Source organism: Cryobacterium sp. 10S3, assembly GCF_034344045.1.
GTDB classification, from domain to species: Bacteria; Actinomycetota; Actinomycetes; order Actinomycetales; family Microbacteriaceae; genus Cryobacterium; species Cryobacterium glucosi.
On sequence record NZ_CP133773.1, the window covers coordinates 3,336,891 to 3,352,417 of the forward strand.

The 15,527-nt window shown below is 67.4% G+C and carries 15 protein-coding genes; 5 read left to right on the forward strand and 10 right to left on the reverse strand.

What is annotated here, in order from left to right; genetic code table 11:
- Window positions 1-14 precede the first annotated feature (14 nt).
- On the forward strand, window positions 15-1,406 hold the full coding sequence (locus tag RHM57_RS15515) for a protein kinase domain-containing protein (RefSeq protein WP_134446655.1): 1,392 nt from the start codon (window positions 15-17) through the stop codon (window positions 1,404-1,406).
- Here the strand turns inward: RHM57_RS15515 and RHM57_RS15520 are convergent.
- The 8 genes from RHM57_RS15520 to RHM57_RS15555 form a co-directional block, all read right to left on the reverse strand.
- The gene (locus RHM57_RS15520) at window positions 1,369-2,334 is read right to left on the reverse strand and encodes a DMT family transporter (RefSeq protein ID WP_322188573.1); all 966 of its coding nucleotides are present in this window, start codon (window positions 2,332-2,334) and stop codon (window positions 1,369-1,371) included. The genes RHM57_RS15515 and RHM57_RS15520 overlap by 38 nt on opposite strands.
- Before the next feature lie 131 nt (window positions 2,335-2,465).
- On the reverse strand, window positions 2,466-3,527 hold the full coding sequence (locus RHM57_RS15525; RefSeq protein ID WP_322188575.1) for a metalloregulator ArsR/SmtB family transcription factor: 1,062 nt from the start codon (window positions 3,525-3,527) through the stop codon (window positions 2,466-2,468).
- A gap of 75 nt (window positions 3,528-3,602) precedes the next feature.
- Window positions 3,603-4,313, reverse strand: coding sequence for a GntR family transcriptional regulator (locus tag RHM57_RS15530; RefSeq protein WP_241975479.1), 711 nt, complete (start codon window positions 4,311-4,313; stop codon window positions 3,603-3,605).
- 84 nt (window positions 4,314-4,397) lie between these two features.
- Window positions 4,398-5,474, reverse strand: coding sequence for a mannonate dehydratase (gene uxuA / locus RHM57_RS15535; protein WP_134446652.1), 1,077 nt, complete (start codon window positions 5,472-5,474; stop codon window positions 4,398-4,400).
- The gene (locus tag RHM57_RS15540) at window positions 5,465-7,120 is read right to left on the reverse strand and encodes a mannitol dehydrogenase family protein (protein ID WP_322188578.1); all 1,656 of its coding nucleotides are present in this window, start codon (window positions 7,118-7,120) and stop codon (window positions 5,465-5,467) included. The genes uxuA and RHM57_RS15540 overlap by 10 nt, the downstream gene beginning before the upstream one ends.
- A gap of 5 nt (window positions 7,121-7,125) precedes the next feature.
- Complete coding sequence (locus RHM57_RS15545) at window positions 7,126-7,254, reverse strand: hypothetical protein (protein WP_255454104.1); 129 nt, start codon at window positions 7,252-7,254, stop codon at window positions 7,126-7,128.
- Window positions 7,255-7,463: 209 nt separating this feature from the next.
- Window positions 7,464-9,518: an FAD-dependent oxidoreductase gene (locus RHM57_RS15550; protein WP_416173115.1), complete on the reverse strand. Its 2,055-nt coding sequence runs from the start codon at window positions 9,516-9,518 to the stop codon at window positions 7,464-7,466.
- Window positions 9,519-9,692: 174 nt separating this feature from the next.
- Entirely contained in the window at window positions 9,693-10,766 is a 1,074-nt protein-coding gene (locus RHM57_RS15555; RefSeq protein ID WP_322188581.1) for a DMT family transporter, read from the reverse strand.
- Window positions 10,767-10,936: 170 nt separating this feature from the next.
- Between RHM57_RS15555 and RHM57_RS15560 the strand changes: the two genes are divergently transcribed.
- Window positions 10,937-12,376: an HNH endonuclease signature motif containing protein gene (locus tag RHM57_RS15560; protein ID WP_322188583.1), complete on the forward strand. Its 1,440-nt coding sequence runs from the start codon at window positions 10,937-10,939 to the stop codon at window positions 12,374-12,376.
- A 117-nt stretch (window positions 12,377-12,493) separates the two neighbouring features.
- Here the strand turns inward: RHM57_RS15560 and RHM57_RS15565 are convergent, their stop codons facing one another.
- Window positions 12,494-13,090: a cation transporter gene (locus RHM57_RS15565; protein WP_134446647.1), complete on the reverse strand. Its 597-nt coding sequence runs from the start codon at window positions 13,088-13,090 to the stop codon at window positions 12,494-12,496.
- Between the two features lie 51 nt (window positions 13,091-13,141).
- On the opposite strand from RHM57_RS15565, the gene RHM57_RS15570 reads away from it, so the two are divergent.
- The 3 genes from RHM57_RS15570 (at window position 13,142) to RHM57_RS15580 (ending at window position 14,911) form a co-directional block, all read left to right on the forward strand.
- Window positions 13,142-13,315 (forward strand): hypothetical protein, encoded by a 174-nt coding sequence (locus RHM57_RS15570; protein WP_166787281.1) that lies wholly within the window; start codon window positions 13,142-13,144, stop codon window positions 13,313-13,315.
- A gap of 10 nt (window positions 13,316-13,325) precedes the next feature.
- On the forward strand, window positions 13,326-14,021 hold the full coding sequence (gene deoC / locus RHM57_RS15575; RefSeq protein ID WP_322188585.1) for a deoxyribose-phosphate aldolase: 696 nt from the start codon (window positions 13,326-13,328) through the stop codon (window positions 14,019-14,021).
- A gap of 311 nt (window positions 14,022-14,332) precedes the next feature.
- On the forward strand, window positions 14,333-14,911 hold the full coding sequence (locus RHM57_RS15580; RefSeq protein ID WP_322188587.1) for a carbonic anhydrase: 579 nt from the start codon (window positions 14,333-14,335) through the stop codon (window positions 14,909-14,911).
- Between the two features lie 67 nt (window positions 14,912-14,978).
- On the opposite strand, the gene RHM57_RS15585 is transcribed toward RHM57_RS15580, so the two are convergent.
- Window positions 14,979-15,527, reverse strand: coding sequence for a helix-turn-helix domain-containing protein (locus RHM57_RS15585; RefSeq protein WP_134448812.1), 549 nt, complete (start codon window positions 15,525-15,527; stop codon window positions 14,979-14,981).

The following is a 15,527-nucleotide window of genomic DNA, read 5'->3' on the forward strand; positions in this document are numbered from 1 at the left end:
ACTGACAGGGTCAGATGACCGCGAAACCCACAGGGCTTCTTGGCCACCGTTACCAGCTCAAGGAGCTGATCGGACGCGGCGGCATGGCGTCCGTCTACCGGGCCGCCGACAACAGGCTCGGCCGGGATGTCGCGATCAAGGTATTCACGACCGTCGCCATCGAACAGGACGACATCCAGCGCCAGCAGGCCGAGATCAACGTGCTTGCAAGCCTCAGTCACCATAGCCTCGTGACGCTCTTCGACGTCGGTGTGCACCGGGCCACGCCCGACCGACGCCAGATCTTCCTGGTGATGGAGCTCATCGACGGCGTCGACCTCCGGGAGCGACTCCTCGAAGGTCCGCTGTCGGTGCGGAACATCTCCCAGGTCGGCTATGACCTGGCCGAGGGCCTCGAGTATATCCACGGGCGAGGCATCGTGCATCGGGACATCAAGCCGGCGAACATCCTCCTCGCCCAGTACAGCAGCCGGTTCCGGGCGCGCGCCAAGCTCACCGACTTCGGCATCGCGCTGTCCCCGGCGAGTGAGCGCCTGACCAACGGCGGCATGACGTCGGGAACGGCGGCGTACCTCAGCCCGGAGCAGGCCAGAGGCGAGGAAGTGGGACCGCCGAGTGACATCTACGCTCTCGGACTGGTGCTCCTCGAGTGTTTCACCCGGGAACTCGCCTTTCCCGGCCAGCCGGTTCCGGCGGCCGTCGCCCGACTCCTGCGCGATCCGGTGATCCCGGCGTCGATATCGCCGGCCTGGCGCGACCTGCTGTCCACCATGCTCGCCAGGGACCCCGCCGACCGGCCGGACATCGGCGAGGTGGTGCTCGCGCTCCGCCAGGCCGTGATCACGGAGACGGGCAGGCACCGGGGCGAGGAAACCAGTCCCCTCGTGACGGACGAAGCAGGGCGGATGGCTGCGGTCGCGCGCCTGCAGATCCTCGACACGCCTCCGGACGGAACCTTCGACCGGATCACGGCACTCGCCGCCAGGATCTTCTCGGTGCCGATCTCCATCATGAGCATCGTCGACCAGGACCGGATCTGGTTCAAGTCCCATGCCGGGCTCGACCTCGAACAGATCTCCCGAGACCCTGGCCTGTGCGCCTCGGCGATCATGCAGGACAGGCCCTGGGTGATCGAAGATGCGCGCACGGATGTCCGCGCCCTCGCGAATCCCCTGGTCTCCGGTGGTTTCGGCCTGCAGTTCTACGCGGGCGTTCCGCTGCGCACCCGGGACGGATTCAACCTCGGCACGCTGTGCGTGCTCGACTTCGAGCCGAGAACCGTGACGGATGCCGAGATCGAGACCCTGGGCGACCTCGCCGCCCTGGTCATGAACGAACTGGAACTGCGGCTCGAGTACGGCAGGGACCTCACCCGGCCCGCACCGGCATCCGCCGGGGCACCGTAAGGATCGCGAGTCCCGTCACAAGCAGCAGGATGCCGCAGATGGTCGCGGGAGTGAAGTCCTCGTGCAGCAGAAAGATTCCGAGTGCGGTCGCCGTCACGGGTTCGACAAGCGTGAGTGTCGATACCTGCGAGGCCGGGAGGCCCCGCAATCCGCGGGCGAACAGGGTGTATGCGAGGGCCGTCGTCACGACCGCGAGCCACGCGGCCGTCGCCAGCCCGGCCGGTTGGGCGAGCCAGGCCGGATTGCTTGCGAGAAGCACGGGCAGCATCAGCACGGCGGCCGTACCGAAGGTGGCGCCCATGGCTGTGGTGGGCGACCAGCCGCGATCGAGGAGCAGCTTGGTGCTCAGCGTGTACACGGCGTAGGACGCGGCCGCACCGAGTGAGCCCGCGATCCCGAGCGCCGTCACGGGGCCGCCTCCCCCGCTGTAGAGCCCGGAGAGCGCTGCCACCCCCGTCGCCGCAACGAACGTCGCACACGCCCAGCGGATGCCCGGGGGCCGGCGGAACCAGCCCCACTCGAGCAGTCCCGTCAGCACGGGAGCGGATCCGAGCGCGACGAGGGTGCCGACCGCGACCCCGTTCTGCGCGGTCCCGGTGAAGAAAGCCGGCTGGTACGCGGCAACGCCCGCAGCCCCGAGGAGCACGAGCGCCACGCTCGAGCCGCGCAGCCGGCCGCGGACGCGCCCCGGCTCGCGGTCGCTGTCGCCGTCGCGGTCGGCCCCGGCCGACCGCCTCCGGCGCTCAGCGAGCGCCACCGCGAACGCGAGGATCGCCAGGAGCGCGCCGCCGAACACGATGCGCGCCGCGCCGAGAGACGTCGCACTCGCCTGGGCACCGCCGAGGGCGCCGAGGGCCTGAGCGGTGCCCGTCGTCCCGAAGCACACGGCCGCAAGTACGATCAGCCACCTCGAAGCCCGCACGGTCATACGTCATTGTTCCATGCGCCCTGCCGCTGCCTGCCACCGTGAGATGGACGGTCGAGATGCACCGTTCCGGTCGAGTGTTCCCGTTCTGCCGGTGGCTCTCGACCGGAAAAGGTACATCTCGGAGGGCACACTCAGGTCGTGGGCAGCCGCATCCGGTCGAGGTCGGCGAGGAGGGCCTTGACCCGCGCCTCGATCTCGTCGCGAATCGCCCGGACGCCCTCCATCGGGAGTCCGACGGGGTCGGCGAGGTCCCAGTCGAGGTACGTGCGGCCGGGATAGACCGGGCACGCGTCGCCGCAGCCCATCGTGATCACGTAGTCCGCCGCCCGGACGACCTCGTCCGTCAACGGCTTGGGGTACTCGCCCGCGAGGGGAACGCCGATCTCGTCGAGCGCGGCGACGACCATCGGATTGACCCGGCCGGCCGGAGCCGACCCTGCCGTCAGGACCCGCACGCGATCCCCCGCGAGCGACCGCAGAATGGCCGAGGCGAGCTGGGATCGTCCTGCGTTCTGAACGCAGACGAACAGCACGTCCGGAACGTCCGGAACGTCGGGAACGTCCGGAGAGCCTGGAGAACCCGGAATGCCCGACGCGCCCGACGCGTCGGACGCGTCCGTCGCGAAGAGACCGTTCGTCGCATTCCGGCCATCCACCGCGGCCAGCGACTGCAGTCGGTCGCCGGCGAAGCGCGCCGTGAACGAGGGAAGATAGCGGGTGATCTTCGCCTGCCGGGCGAGGAGTTCGTAGCTCTCCCGCACGTATCGGCCGACGGTTTCGTGCGCGAACGTGCCCCGGAACCGGGTCGCGAGGTCGTCCGTGATGCGCGCCAGCACGGGCGCGGCCACGACGGCCGCGATCGGGTCGGTGTCGCTCCTGGTCGTCTCGAGAACGTCGCCGACCCGCTCGGGCACGACCGAATACCAGACCTGACGCCCGACCTGATCCCGGGCGAGCAGGCCTTCCTCGGTCATGATGCGCATGTGATGGCTGACGGTCGGCTGGCTCAGTCCGAGTGCCGTGGCGAGTTCGCCGACGAGTGCGCGGCCGTCCGGCCGGCCGACGATCATGCCGAGCAACTGCACCCGGGTCGGGTCGGCCATCGCGCGCAGGCCCCGGGCGATGTCCTCGGCGGCCGCGCGGTCGAGCGGCCGCAGCGCGTCCGGATCGGGGCCGGCAAGGTCTGTTCGCATAGACGCGAGTCTATGCGACCGGGCAGCGGATGCCCCTGGCGACCCGGCGTGCCACCTGGCCGGCGTCCCGCGCGCCTACTGGGACGGGTCGAGGGTGAACAGCTCCGGGTTGGTCTGCCGCACTGCGGCAATGTCGTTGAAGACACGGCGCAGGTGCTCCCGCATGGCGCTCGCGGCCGCATCCCCATCGCCCGCCGCGAGCGAGTCGGTGATGACCTGATGCTGGTCGATCAACACGCTCATCCCGGTGAAGGACAACGACAGGTGCCGCGCCCTGTCGAGGTGCGCCTTGGCCTGGGCGACGGTCCGCCAGGCGGAGCCGTGGCCGCTGATGCCCATCAGGGTCGCGTGGAACTCCTCGTCGAGGGTGAAGAAGCCGGACTGGGTCTTGCGGCTGTCCGCGATCCGCTGAGCGTCGATGATCGCGTTCAGTTCGGCGATGTCGTCGGGCGTCGCGCGGGCGACCGACTCGTTCAGGGCAGCGAGCTCGAGGGATTCCCGCACGAACTGGGCCGTCTCGATCTCGGAGAGCAGGATCGGCGCGACGAGCGTTCCGACCTGAGGGACCACGAAGACGAGCTGCTCCTCGGCGAGGAGGATGAGGCTCTCGCGGATCGGGGTGCGGGACAGCCCGAGCTGGCCGGCGAGCTCGTTCTCGGACAGCCGGGTGCCGGGGGCCAGGTCGAGCGTGATGATCTTCTGGCGGATGATCTCGAGGGCGTGCGTGCGGGCGTTGCGCCGTGTGGTCGCGGGCCTGGCCCGAAACGCTCCCGAATCCATCGTCATCTTTCTAGTATGAGGCGCTGGTGTTCTTGCATGGTACGGCGCAGTCAGGTGGGCCCGGAAGTCCGGGCCCACCAACCGGGCGGCTCAGGCCCTGGAGGCCTTGTCGATGGCTTCCCACAGCCCGTTGAGGTACGCGATTCCGAGCGCACGGTCGTACAGGCCATAGCCCGGGCGCCCGGTCTCGCCCCAGATCATCCGGCCGTGGTCCGGACGGATGTACCCGTCGAAGCCGACGTCGTGGAAGGCCTTCATGATCTCGTAGATGTCGAGCGAACCCATCTCCGAGAGGTGCGCGGCCTCCTCGAAGTTGTCGTTGCCGAGGTGCTTGATGTTGCGCACGTGGGCGAACGGCACCCGGTCGCGACCGGCGAAATAGCGGATGAGCGCGGGAACGTCGTTTTCCGGATTCTCACCGAGGCTGCCGGTGCAGAGGGTCAGCGCGTTGTGCGGGCTGTCGACCATTTCGACGATGGCCTTGAGGTCGTCGAAGTTCTTCACGATCCTGGGGAGGCCGAAGATCGGCCGGGGCGGGTCGTCCGGGTGGATGGCCATCTTGATGTCGTACTTCTCGCAGGTCGGGATGATCGCCTCGAGGAAGTACCGCAGGTTGTCGGAGAGCTTCTTCTCGTCGACATCCGCGTACTGGGCGAACAGGGCCTTGAGGCCCTTCATGCGCTCGGGCTCCCAGCCCGGCATGACGTATCCGTTCGAGTCGCCCTCGACCGATGCAGCCATGCCCTCTGGGTCCATGGTGTCGACGATGGACTGGTCATAGGCCATCGTCGTCGAACCGTCGGGAAGCGTCCTGGCCAGCTCGGTGCGCACCCAGTCGAAGACCGGCATGAAGTTGTAGCAGATGACCTTGATGCCGAACTCGGAGAGGTTCCTGATGGTCTCCTTGTAGTTCTCGATGTACGCGTCGCGGCTCGGGAGCCCGATCTTGATGTCGTCGTGGATGTTGACGCTCTCGATCACCTCGAGGCTCATCCCGGCTTCCTCGATCTGTGCTTTCAGCTGGGCGATCTTGGCTTTGGGCCAGACCTCGCCGACCGGGACGTCGTAGAGGGCGCCGACGACACCTTCGACGCCCGGAATCTGCCGGACCTGCCCGAGCGTGATCTTGTCGTCGTCGGGTCCGAACCACCGGAATGTCATTTGCATGATGCTGTCTCCTCTGTGTTACTTGTGGTGCTGTTGCTTGTGGTGCTCGCGTACTTGTGCAGCGTGCTGCGAACCGCCCCGGGGCCCGCGACGAGTTCTTCGACGTACCCCTCGATCCGCGCACCGAGTCCGGTGTCGTACAGGTTCAGCCCGAAGATGTCCCGGTTGGAGAGGATCGGATGCAGCCGCCGGCCGACGCTTGCCGGGTCCCCGAGCCTGATGTCACTCACGTACCGGCGCAGGTGCTCGTTCATCGGGTCCGGGCTCAGCTCGAACGGCTCTCCCCCGTCGTCGAGTGCGAGCAGGTAGCGGCACCAGCCGGCGATGGCGAGCGGAATGAACGTCAGATCGTCGGCGGCGCCAGTGTTCCGGTAGAGCTTGATCGTCTCGCCGAAGCGGATGCCGACCTTCTGCGAGGTGTCGGAGGCGATCCTCTGCGGGGTGTCCGGGATGCGCTTGTTCGGCAGCCGTTCCCCCACGACCTGGTCGAGGAAGCTCTTCGGGTCGATGATGCCGGGGTTCGTCACGACGGGGAGCCCCTCGCGGTAGCCGATCCCCGTGATCAGGGCCGAAATGTCGGCGTCTGCGGTCTCGTCGGCGATCGACGTGAAGCCCAGCAGGCATCCGTAGATCGCCATGGCCGTGTGCAGCGGGTTGAGGCAGGTGCACACCTTCATGCGTTCGACCTTGTTGACGGTGTCGCGGTCGGTGAAGTACACGCCGGCCTTCTCGAGCGGCGGACGGCCGTTCGGGAAGGTGTCCTCGACGACGAGGTAGTTGACTTCCTCGGTGTTCACGAAGGGCGCCGTCGTCGTGTGCTTCTGCGTGACGAGGATCTCGGTGTCGCCGAATACCGCTGCCTGCAGCTCGCCGGCGACGGAGGCCGACGGGCCCGGCGTGATCCGGTCGATCATGCTCCAGGGGAATGCGACCTTCGCCGGGTCGGTGAGGTAGCCGAGGTACCCGTCGTCGACGAAGCCCCTGTCCTTCCAGGCCCGGGCGACCACGAGGATCGCGTCGCGGAGCTTCTCGCCGTTGTGCGAGAAGTTGTCGGTGCTGACCATCGCGATCGGGGTCGCGCCGGCCCGGTAGCGCTCGAGGAGAAGCGAGGCCAGGTGCGCCATGGTGTGCCGCGCGTGGTCCGGGCCCGCCTCGATGTCCCCCAGCATGAGCCCGGAAAGTTCGCCGTCCGGGCCCTTCAGGTTGTAGCCCTTCTCGGTGATCGTGACCGTGGCGAGCTGCAGGCTCGGGTTCGCGAAGATCGCCCTGACCCGCGCGGTGCCGGCCGGGTTCGACTCCGCGAGGTACTGGCTCTCGGTGATGCTCGCGATCAGTTCCTTTTCGATGTCCCCGTTCGCCTTCATCACGACGGTCAAAGAGAGGTTGTCGCGACCCTGGTAGATCGTCTCGATCAGTTCGTCGTCGTAGGTGTCGACGACGACGATTCCGGTCTCGCTCTCACCGGCGTTGAGCAGTCGCTGCTGCAGCGAGGCGTGCAGGCAGCGGAACAGGTTCCCGCCGCCGAAGTGGATCCAGGCCGGGTTCGCCGTGGTGGCTCGCGTGACCGCGGCGCGGTCGAAGTGCGGCACGGTGATACCGGCCGATTCGAACGCGGCGAGGTTCTGCATGGTTTCGGTCGTGAGCATCAGCATCAGTTCTTGGCTCCCGCCGTTGTCAGTTCGACCTGGATCTGCTCGAGCGTCTTGCCCTTATTCTCCGGGACGAGCTTGTACGTGCCGGCGTGTGCTTTGGGTTGTGCTGGTGCGTGTGCGACGGTCATTGTCGCCACCTTCCTGGGGATGGAGCTCGTCCCGAGACGGATGGTCCCTGGTTGCTTAGACTACTACCATACTAGTGTTCCACAGGAATGGCTAGGACAGTGCCGCGGGCGTGCCGGACGCACCGAGCGCGGGTGCTCCGCCGCAACGCGGGTGGCGCACCACCAGCGGAACGGCGCAACACCCGCGCTCGGTGCGCGAAGGTCGCCGCCTACAGGCCGGAGGCGACTTCGAAGGCGTCCCAGATCCCGTACATGATGTTCGACACCCTGCGGGCATCGCCGAGGAGGTGGATCTCCTTGCCGGAATCGAGAATGCTCCGGTACAGCGTGTTGTTCGAGGCGTAGCCGACCGAGAGGATCACCGATTCGCTCGCGATCTCCCGCTCGATGCCGCCGACGACCACGACGACGCCCTGCGGTGTCGCACGCAGCACCGTGGCCGACGTCACCGTCGCGATGCCCTTGAACGGAATGAGTTCGTGCAGCATCATGTGGTTCGCCTCGCACAGCGGCCCGGACACGTCGAGGATGTCCTCGGCCTGCTCGACGATCGTGACGTTCACCCCGTGGTCGGCGAGGTGCAGGGCGAGCTCGCACCCGACGAGGCCGCCTCCGACGATCACGGTTGTCGCGCCCGGGACCGAGACGCCCTCGAGCACGTCGGCGGCCGAGAACACCGGCACGCCGCCCGGCAGCGCGAAGAGCCGTGGCACCGAACCGGTGGCGACGATGATCTCGTCCGCGGCGGATGCCTCGATCATCGTCTCGTCGACCGGCGCATTCAGGTGCACCTCGACTCCGAGCTCGGCGAGCGTGGCCTCGTACCAGCGGATCAGCGCGAGGTCGTCCTCCTTGAAATCGGGGACACCTCCCGGAATCAGGTTTCCGCCGAGGGCAGCGGAGGCCTCATAGATGACGGGCACGTGCCCGCGCAACGCGAGCACCCTGGCCGCCTCGCAGCCGGCGACCCCGCCGCCGACGATCATCACGTTCTTGGCCCGGAGCGCCGGGTGCAGGCGCCATTCGGCTTCGCGTCCGCACTGGGGGTTGACCGCGCAGTTGATGGCGGCGAACGCTTCGATCCGGCCCATGCACCCCTCCTGGCAGGAGAGGCACGGGCGGATCAGGTTCTGGTGCCCGCTGTGCAGCTTGTTGACGTAGTCGGCGTCGGCCAGAAGTGGGCGGCCGAGCGAGACGAGGTCCGTCGCGCCGTCCTCGACCGCGGCGAGCGCGATGTCCGGGTCGTCCATCCGGCCGGCGCAGATGACCGTGATGCCGACCGCATCGCTGACCGCCTTGGCGAAGGGCACGTAGAGGCCCTTCTTCTGGTACATCGGCGGGTGGTTCCAGAACCAGGAGTCGTAGGTGCCCACGTCGATGTCGAGGGCGTCATATCCGTACTCCTCGAAGAGGCGCGCGGCCTCGAGACCTTCCGGGAGGTCGCGACCCTTCTCGACGAAGTCCTCCCCGGGAAGGCCGCCCTCTCGCCAGTCCTTCACGAACGACTTGGGGCTGAATCGCAGCGTGACCGGGTAGTCGGCGCCGCAGCGTTCCTTGATTTCGTCGACGATCTCGCGGGCGAAGCGCAACCGGTTGTCGAGGCTTCCGCCGTACGCATCCGTGCGCTGGTTATAGAAGGAGGTCGCGAACTGGTCGAGGAGGTACCCCTCGTGCACGGCATGGATCTGCACGCCGTCGAACCCGGCGCGCTGGGCGAGCACCGCGGAATCGCCCATGCTCCGCACCGTCGCGTGGATCTCCTCGACCGTCATCTCGCGGCAGATGGCCTCTGACCACCGATGCTTGATCGGCGACGGCGCGACCGGCTGCGCGCCGCCCTGGAGGAAGGCGGTCATGATGACCCGACCGAAGCCGGCGCCGAGTTGCAGCATGATTTTGGCGTCGTAGGCGTGCACCCGCTCGACGAGTTCACGGCTGGTGCGGAGGAACGCACCGGGATTCCGCATCGGCATCGGCACGCTGCCGTTCGGAAACTTCTCCGCCGGGTTGGTGACGGGCGTGATTCCCGTGATGATGAGCCCGACGCCGCCGCGGGCTCGCGCGACGTAGTACTCGATGCCGCGCGAATTCCAGCCGCCCTCCGCATCTGAGAAACCGAGGGGCCCCATCGGCGCCATCGCGAATCGGTTCTTGAGCTCCATCGACCCGAGGTTCGTCGGTTCGAACAGGCGGCGATATCGAACGGATGCGCGGGGCGGCGCCGGAGAGGCGGGTGCAGCGGATGCTGGTGGTGCAGTCTTAATCGTTGGGACAGTCAGGATTGACGTAGCGGTATCCTCCTTGGTTGAGTGGATCCGCCAACATCGTTGTCAAGGGTGCAGCTTCTTCGGCGAAGCCGCGACGGTCCCTCCCTCCTCACGGTACGCTCAGCGCGGCGATGCGGACCGAGGAAACGGCCGAATCGGAATCTGTCAGGCTCAGTGCTCGTGCCGGTGGTGCATGTCCGGGTAGTGCTCGTGCGTGTGGGTGATGGCTTGGTGCGTGTGTTCGTGCTTGTGCCAGGTTCCCGGCGAGACCGGCTCGGCATGGTCGTGCTGGTGATGCTCATCGTGAGTGTGCCAGTGGTCGTGCGTGATCGGTTCGTGCGTGTGCTCGTGCTCGTGGCGCTCGGTGAGGTGAAGCCAGATCCCGACAGCCATCAGGAAGCCGGCGATGACGAGAGGCCACGTCACGGCGTCACCGAGAATGATGGCCAGCACCGCGCCGAAGAATGGCGCGATCGAGAAGTACGCCCCGGCCCGCGCCGTACCCACATGGCGCATTGCGACGATGAAGAGAACCAGGCTGATGCCGTAGGCGAAGAACCCCACGACGAGGGCCGCAGCGATGTTTCCAGCTGCCGGGAGGTGCGCACCGAGGAGGAAGGCGAGCGCCAGGTTGACCGGGCCGGCGACGGAACCCTTGACGGCGGCGAGCCACGTCGCATCCGTCAGTGCGATCTTTCGGGTGAGGTTGTTGTCGAGGCCCCAGCAGAGGCACGCGCCGAGGATGGCGAGGGACGGCCAGGCGCTTCCGAAGTTCGCCCCGCCGGGAGCGCTCAGGATGACGGCCCCGGCAACGATCGCGAGCATTCCGAGGGCGATGCGCCGGTCGAAATTCTCTGTGAAGACGAACCAGGCCAGGAGTGCGGTGAAGACACCTTCGGCGTTCAGCAGCAGCGATGCGCCCGAGGCCGGCATGTTCGAGAGGCCCAGCATCAGGAGCACAGGGCCGAAGATCCCGCCGAACAGGATCGCACCCGACAGCGGCACCCACTCGGCGCGGCTGAGCCGCACCCGGGGCGACCGGCGAACGACCCGGATCAGGCCGAGGCCGATCCCGGAGCCGCAGTACAGCAGGCCGGCCAGCATCCACGGACTGACCTCGCCGAGGAGGATCTTGGCGAGCGGTGTCCCGGCACCGAACAGCACCGCGGACACCAGCGCCGCCTGGACTCCCCGGTTGGCGAGGGCACCCGCCCTCGAGCCGTTCTCCGGTGATGAAGTATTCATCCGCACAGTCTCTCAGACGCATGGGCGACCACACTCGCGACGTCGGCGAGACTACCGGTTTCCGAGACGGCCACTCCTCAACAAAGTGCTTCTGACCGGGTTATCCACAGGTGATTTGCGGGCGTGCGGATGCCGGTGGAATGTCGGTGATGGTCCGTAGAGTGACCGGTATGACAGCTGAAGAACCCTCAACTATTCGTTCGGAAAGCACGGCGGAACCCCCGCCCGGGACCCCTCCCGACCCGTACCTGAACCCCCGGCATCTGAGCCTTGTGGAGCCGCCCCTCGCCGATTTCTATGACGCGATCCGGGACGCGGACCGGGAAATCAATCAGGCCACCGCTCGCCGGGCGGCCGCGGTCTACACCGCCCAACGGGTGCTCGCCGATGTCGGCCGGGCCCGGGCGGAGGCCGCTGAACGCGCCGGTGGGCCTCGCCCGCCGTGGTCTCCGGAGGAAGCCACGAAAGAGGAGTTCACGTGCGAGGTCGGCGCTCTGCTGCGGCTCCCGCGCCGGACGGCGGAGACCCTGATCGAAGCCAGCCGCACCCTCGCCGAAGACCTCCCCGCAACCCGGGACGCTCTGGCCTCCGGGGCGATCAGTTACCGGCACGCCCAGGTGATCATGGAGCAGGCCTGGGGTATCCGGGTCGATGATGACCCGGAAGCGGCCGCCCGGGCCCGCGCCGTGTTCGAGGAAGTCCTCGTGCCCGACGCGGAAGTGCTGACCGTGGCGAAGCTCGCCGACCGGGCCCGAAGGGTGCGGGAACGCACCCACCCGGAAACCATCACCGCGAGGCACCAGAAAAGCGTCGAAGACCGGCATGTGGTGTTCCAGGCCCTCAACGACGGCATGGCGTCGCTGTACCTGACCGGGGATGCCGAGAAGGTGCAGGCCGCCTACCACCGCACCCTCGACACCGCCCTGACCCTGCAGGGCCCGGAGGAGTCACGCACCCTGACCCAGATCGCGGCCGATGTGCTCACCGACGTCCTGATCGGCGGGATCACCCCGGATGGACTGGGCAAAGGGGTGGCCGCGCAGGTCAACGTCACCGTCCCGGTGCTGACCCTGCTGGGGAAGAGCGAGGAGCCCGGGTACCTCGCCGGGTACGGACCGATCGACCCCGACACGGCCCGGCGTCTCGCGGCGGGTGCGCCGAGCTTCACCCGGCTGCTCACCCACCCGGAAACCGGCGTCGTGCTGTCCATGGGCAGGGACACCTACAAGCCACCGGCCGATTTGAAAAAGTGGCTCGAGGTGCGGGATGAAACCTGCACCTTCCCCGGGTGCCGCCGCTCCGCCAAACGATCAGACCTCGACCACAGTGCGGAGTGGCAGCACGGCGGGGAGACCGACGCGATGAACCTCGCCCACCTCTGCCCGTATCACCACGCGGTGAAGAGCTACACACGGTGGTCGCCGAGGCACCTCGGCGACGGCCGCATCGAATGGACCTCACCCGCCGGGTACAGCTACATCGTCGAACCCTCCGCCGACATGAGACCACCCCGGAAACCGAAACCCGCACCGAAACCACCGGTCCCGATCGTGGACGTCTGGAACCTCGACCCCACACCCGAAGACCCCGACGACCCGACACCGTTCTAGAACCGGCGGGTCCCCCTCACTGGACTGCTACATTGTCCGGCCGCCGCAGCTATCGCTACGGCCCAAAAGCCACAGCAGCCGATACGGGGACCGACCAGGCGACCGACAAGAACGGGATCATGGCCGGAATATGTGGATGGCTTCACGGACCGCGTAGTAGACGATCACATAGCCGGCGAGTGGATCGGCCCACCACCAGCCGAGGACGAGGTCGAGGACCAACCCCGCGAGTACGGCGACGGCCAGCACACCGTCGATCAGAGTGACTCGGCCTTCCGTGACGAGCACGGGATTTCCGAGGGCGCGGCCGGTCCGGGCCTTCCCGAACGCCAGTGCGAACATGACAGCGGCCGTTATGCCCGTCCAGACGATTCCGGCGACGCTCGGCGACGCATGGTGGTTCGACGCCAGGGCCACGGTCGATTGCACGGAGAGGTATGCGGCGAGCGCGACGAACGCGACACCGATCATCCGCAGCGCACGCTGCTGACGAGTCTCCCCCGTGCCGGACAGTTCCCAGAGCACGACTGTACTGGCACCGATCTCGATGAGGCTGTCGAGTCCGAATCCGACCAGGGCGACAGACGATGCGGTCACGCCGAGCACGGCCAGGATGGCGACCCCAACGACGTTCCAGCCCAGGGTGACATATTCGAGTCGTCGTCCTCGCCGGAGGAGAACCACCTCGGTGTCGACGGCTCCGGTTGAACGCATGCCGTCCAGCGTAGAGTGAATGTCTGGGCAGATCACAGGCTCAGAGGGTCGGTGCTGCGCACAGCGCTCCGCTCCCGAATCTCCCGAACCTCCCACATCGCCATCGAAGCCGGTCGGGGTGATGCCTGGTTTCGCCGACTGGACCTGGACGGTCGCGTCGTCTCGATCGAGGAATTCAGCGCATCGACCGCGCTGCACATCTCCCCCGAACTCGTCACCAGCTAAGGACCCACCCATGACAACCTCCCTCGTCGACACCATCAGCATCGCCCGCCGTATTGACCACACCCTGCTCAAGCCGGAGGCCACCACCGCCGACGTCACCGCCCTCGTTGCCGAGGCCATAGAACTCGGCACCTACTCTGTCTGCGTCTCTCCCTCCATGCTGCCGCTCACCATCCCGGAAGGGGCCGACCTCAAGGTCGCGGTCGTCTGTGGTTTCCCCAGTGGCAAGCACCACAGCATCATCAAGGCCGCCGAGGCCGCCCTCTCCATCGCGCAAGGCGCCGACGAGATCGATATGGTCATCGACATCGGCGCGGCCAAGGCCGGCCGCTTCGCCGACGTGCAGGCCGATATCGCCGCCGTGCGTGCCAGCGTCCCAGCACCGAAGGTGCTCAAGGTCATCATCGAATCCGCGGCGCTGACCGATGCCGAGATCGTCGCCGTGTGCGAAGCGTCCGTGGCCGCGGGCGCCGACTTCGTCAAGACCTCCACCGGCTTCCACCCCGCCGGCGGGGCCACCGTGCATGCGGTGCGCCTGATGAAGCAGACAGTAGGCGACCGGGCCCAGGTGAAGGCGTCGGGCGGAGTCCGCAGCTTCGACGACGCCCTCGCCATGATCGAAGCGGGCGCGAGCCGCCTCGGCGTCTCCGGCAGCGCGGCGCTGCTCGCCGGCGCCATCCCGACCGGAGCTGCCGGGTCCTACTGACCCCCTCTCAGGCAAAGAATGACCCGGACTTCCGACGGAGTCCGGGTCAGTGTGGCGGGAGCGGGAATCAAACCGACGACGCCTTCCGAGCTTCCCGGTCAGCTGAAATGGCCGGAGAACTTATATGTGAGCTGCGACCAGGATCAAGGCGCGAGTTCTTGCGATATGCACGTCAGCTACCGCCCGACAACGCAGTGGACGACTTCCCCGGAACAATGCGCAACAAAGGCTTTCCGCTCCGGCATCGCTGACTACGCTTTCACAAAGTCCGCCAGCCGAGGCGGCTTACCCCCATCGTGAAGGACGCATCCATGACCGTTCTCGAAGAAGTCCTGTCCGCAAACAGCGCATACGCCGAAGCATTCGGCGACAAGTCAGAGCTCGCCCTGCCGCCGGCCAGGGGCTTCGCGATCCTCACCTGCATGGACGCGCGCCTCGATCCGGCCAAGTACGCGGGTCTGAGCGAAGGCGACGCGCACGTGATCCGCAACGCCGGCGGGCGTGCCTCCGACGACGCCATCCGCTCGCTCGTCATCTCCTACAAGCTCCTGGGCACCAAGGAATGGTTCGTCATCCACCACACCAACTGCGGGATGGAATTCTTCACCGACGAAGTCATCCGTGGACTGCTCGCCAACAGCCTGGAGACGGCCGCCCTCGGCGAGGCCGGCTTCTACGACGTCGGCACCGGCCCGGGTTCGGCGGAGGCGAAGTACGTCGACTGGCTGACGATCTCCGACCAGGCGTCGAGCGTTCTGGAGGACGTCGAACGCATCAAGGCGCATCCGCTCGTTCCCGAGGGAATCCCGGTCTACGGCTACATCTACGACGTGACGACCGGCCGGCTCGTCGAGGTGCCTGCGGCCACGGCAGCCGGCTCGGCGCACTGAGGCAACCCCTGCCCGGCTGAGGCGCGGTGCCGGGGCAAGCCTGCGGACGCGAGCCGGCGATGTGCGTCTACGGCGCCGGGGCGAGCATCCAGATGACTTCGCAGGCGTCCGCCGGCGAGGGGTTTCGCCAGCGATGCGGATCCCTGCCGCGGAATGTCATCGCGTCACCCGTGGCCAGGAGAAAGACGTCTTCGCCGATGACCAGCTCGAGAGAACCGGCCAGGACGAGCACGAACTCCGCCTCGCTTTCCAGTTCGTAGAGGTCCGGGCCCGCCGAACCCCCCGGCTGGATGCGGGAGTGGATCACCTGCATATGGGTCTGCACCCCCGGCGTCAGCAGGAACTCCTCGGCGCCCTGGCCCCCGAAGTTGATCGGCGCCCCCTCACCGGCACGGACGATCTGGGTGGCCGGCGCCTCGAAGAGTTCTCCCACCCGGAGACCGACGACATCGCAGATCGCGACGAGGGAGGAAACCGAGGGCGACACCTGGTCGCGTTCCATGCGGCTCAGAAACCCCGAGGTGACTCCCGCCGCGGTGGAGACCGCCTCCAGGGTCAGGTTCTTGGCCTGCCGGGCTGCGCGGAGCCGCGCTCCAATCGGAATCTGACGTGCCAT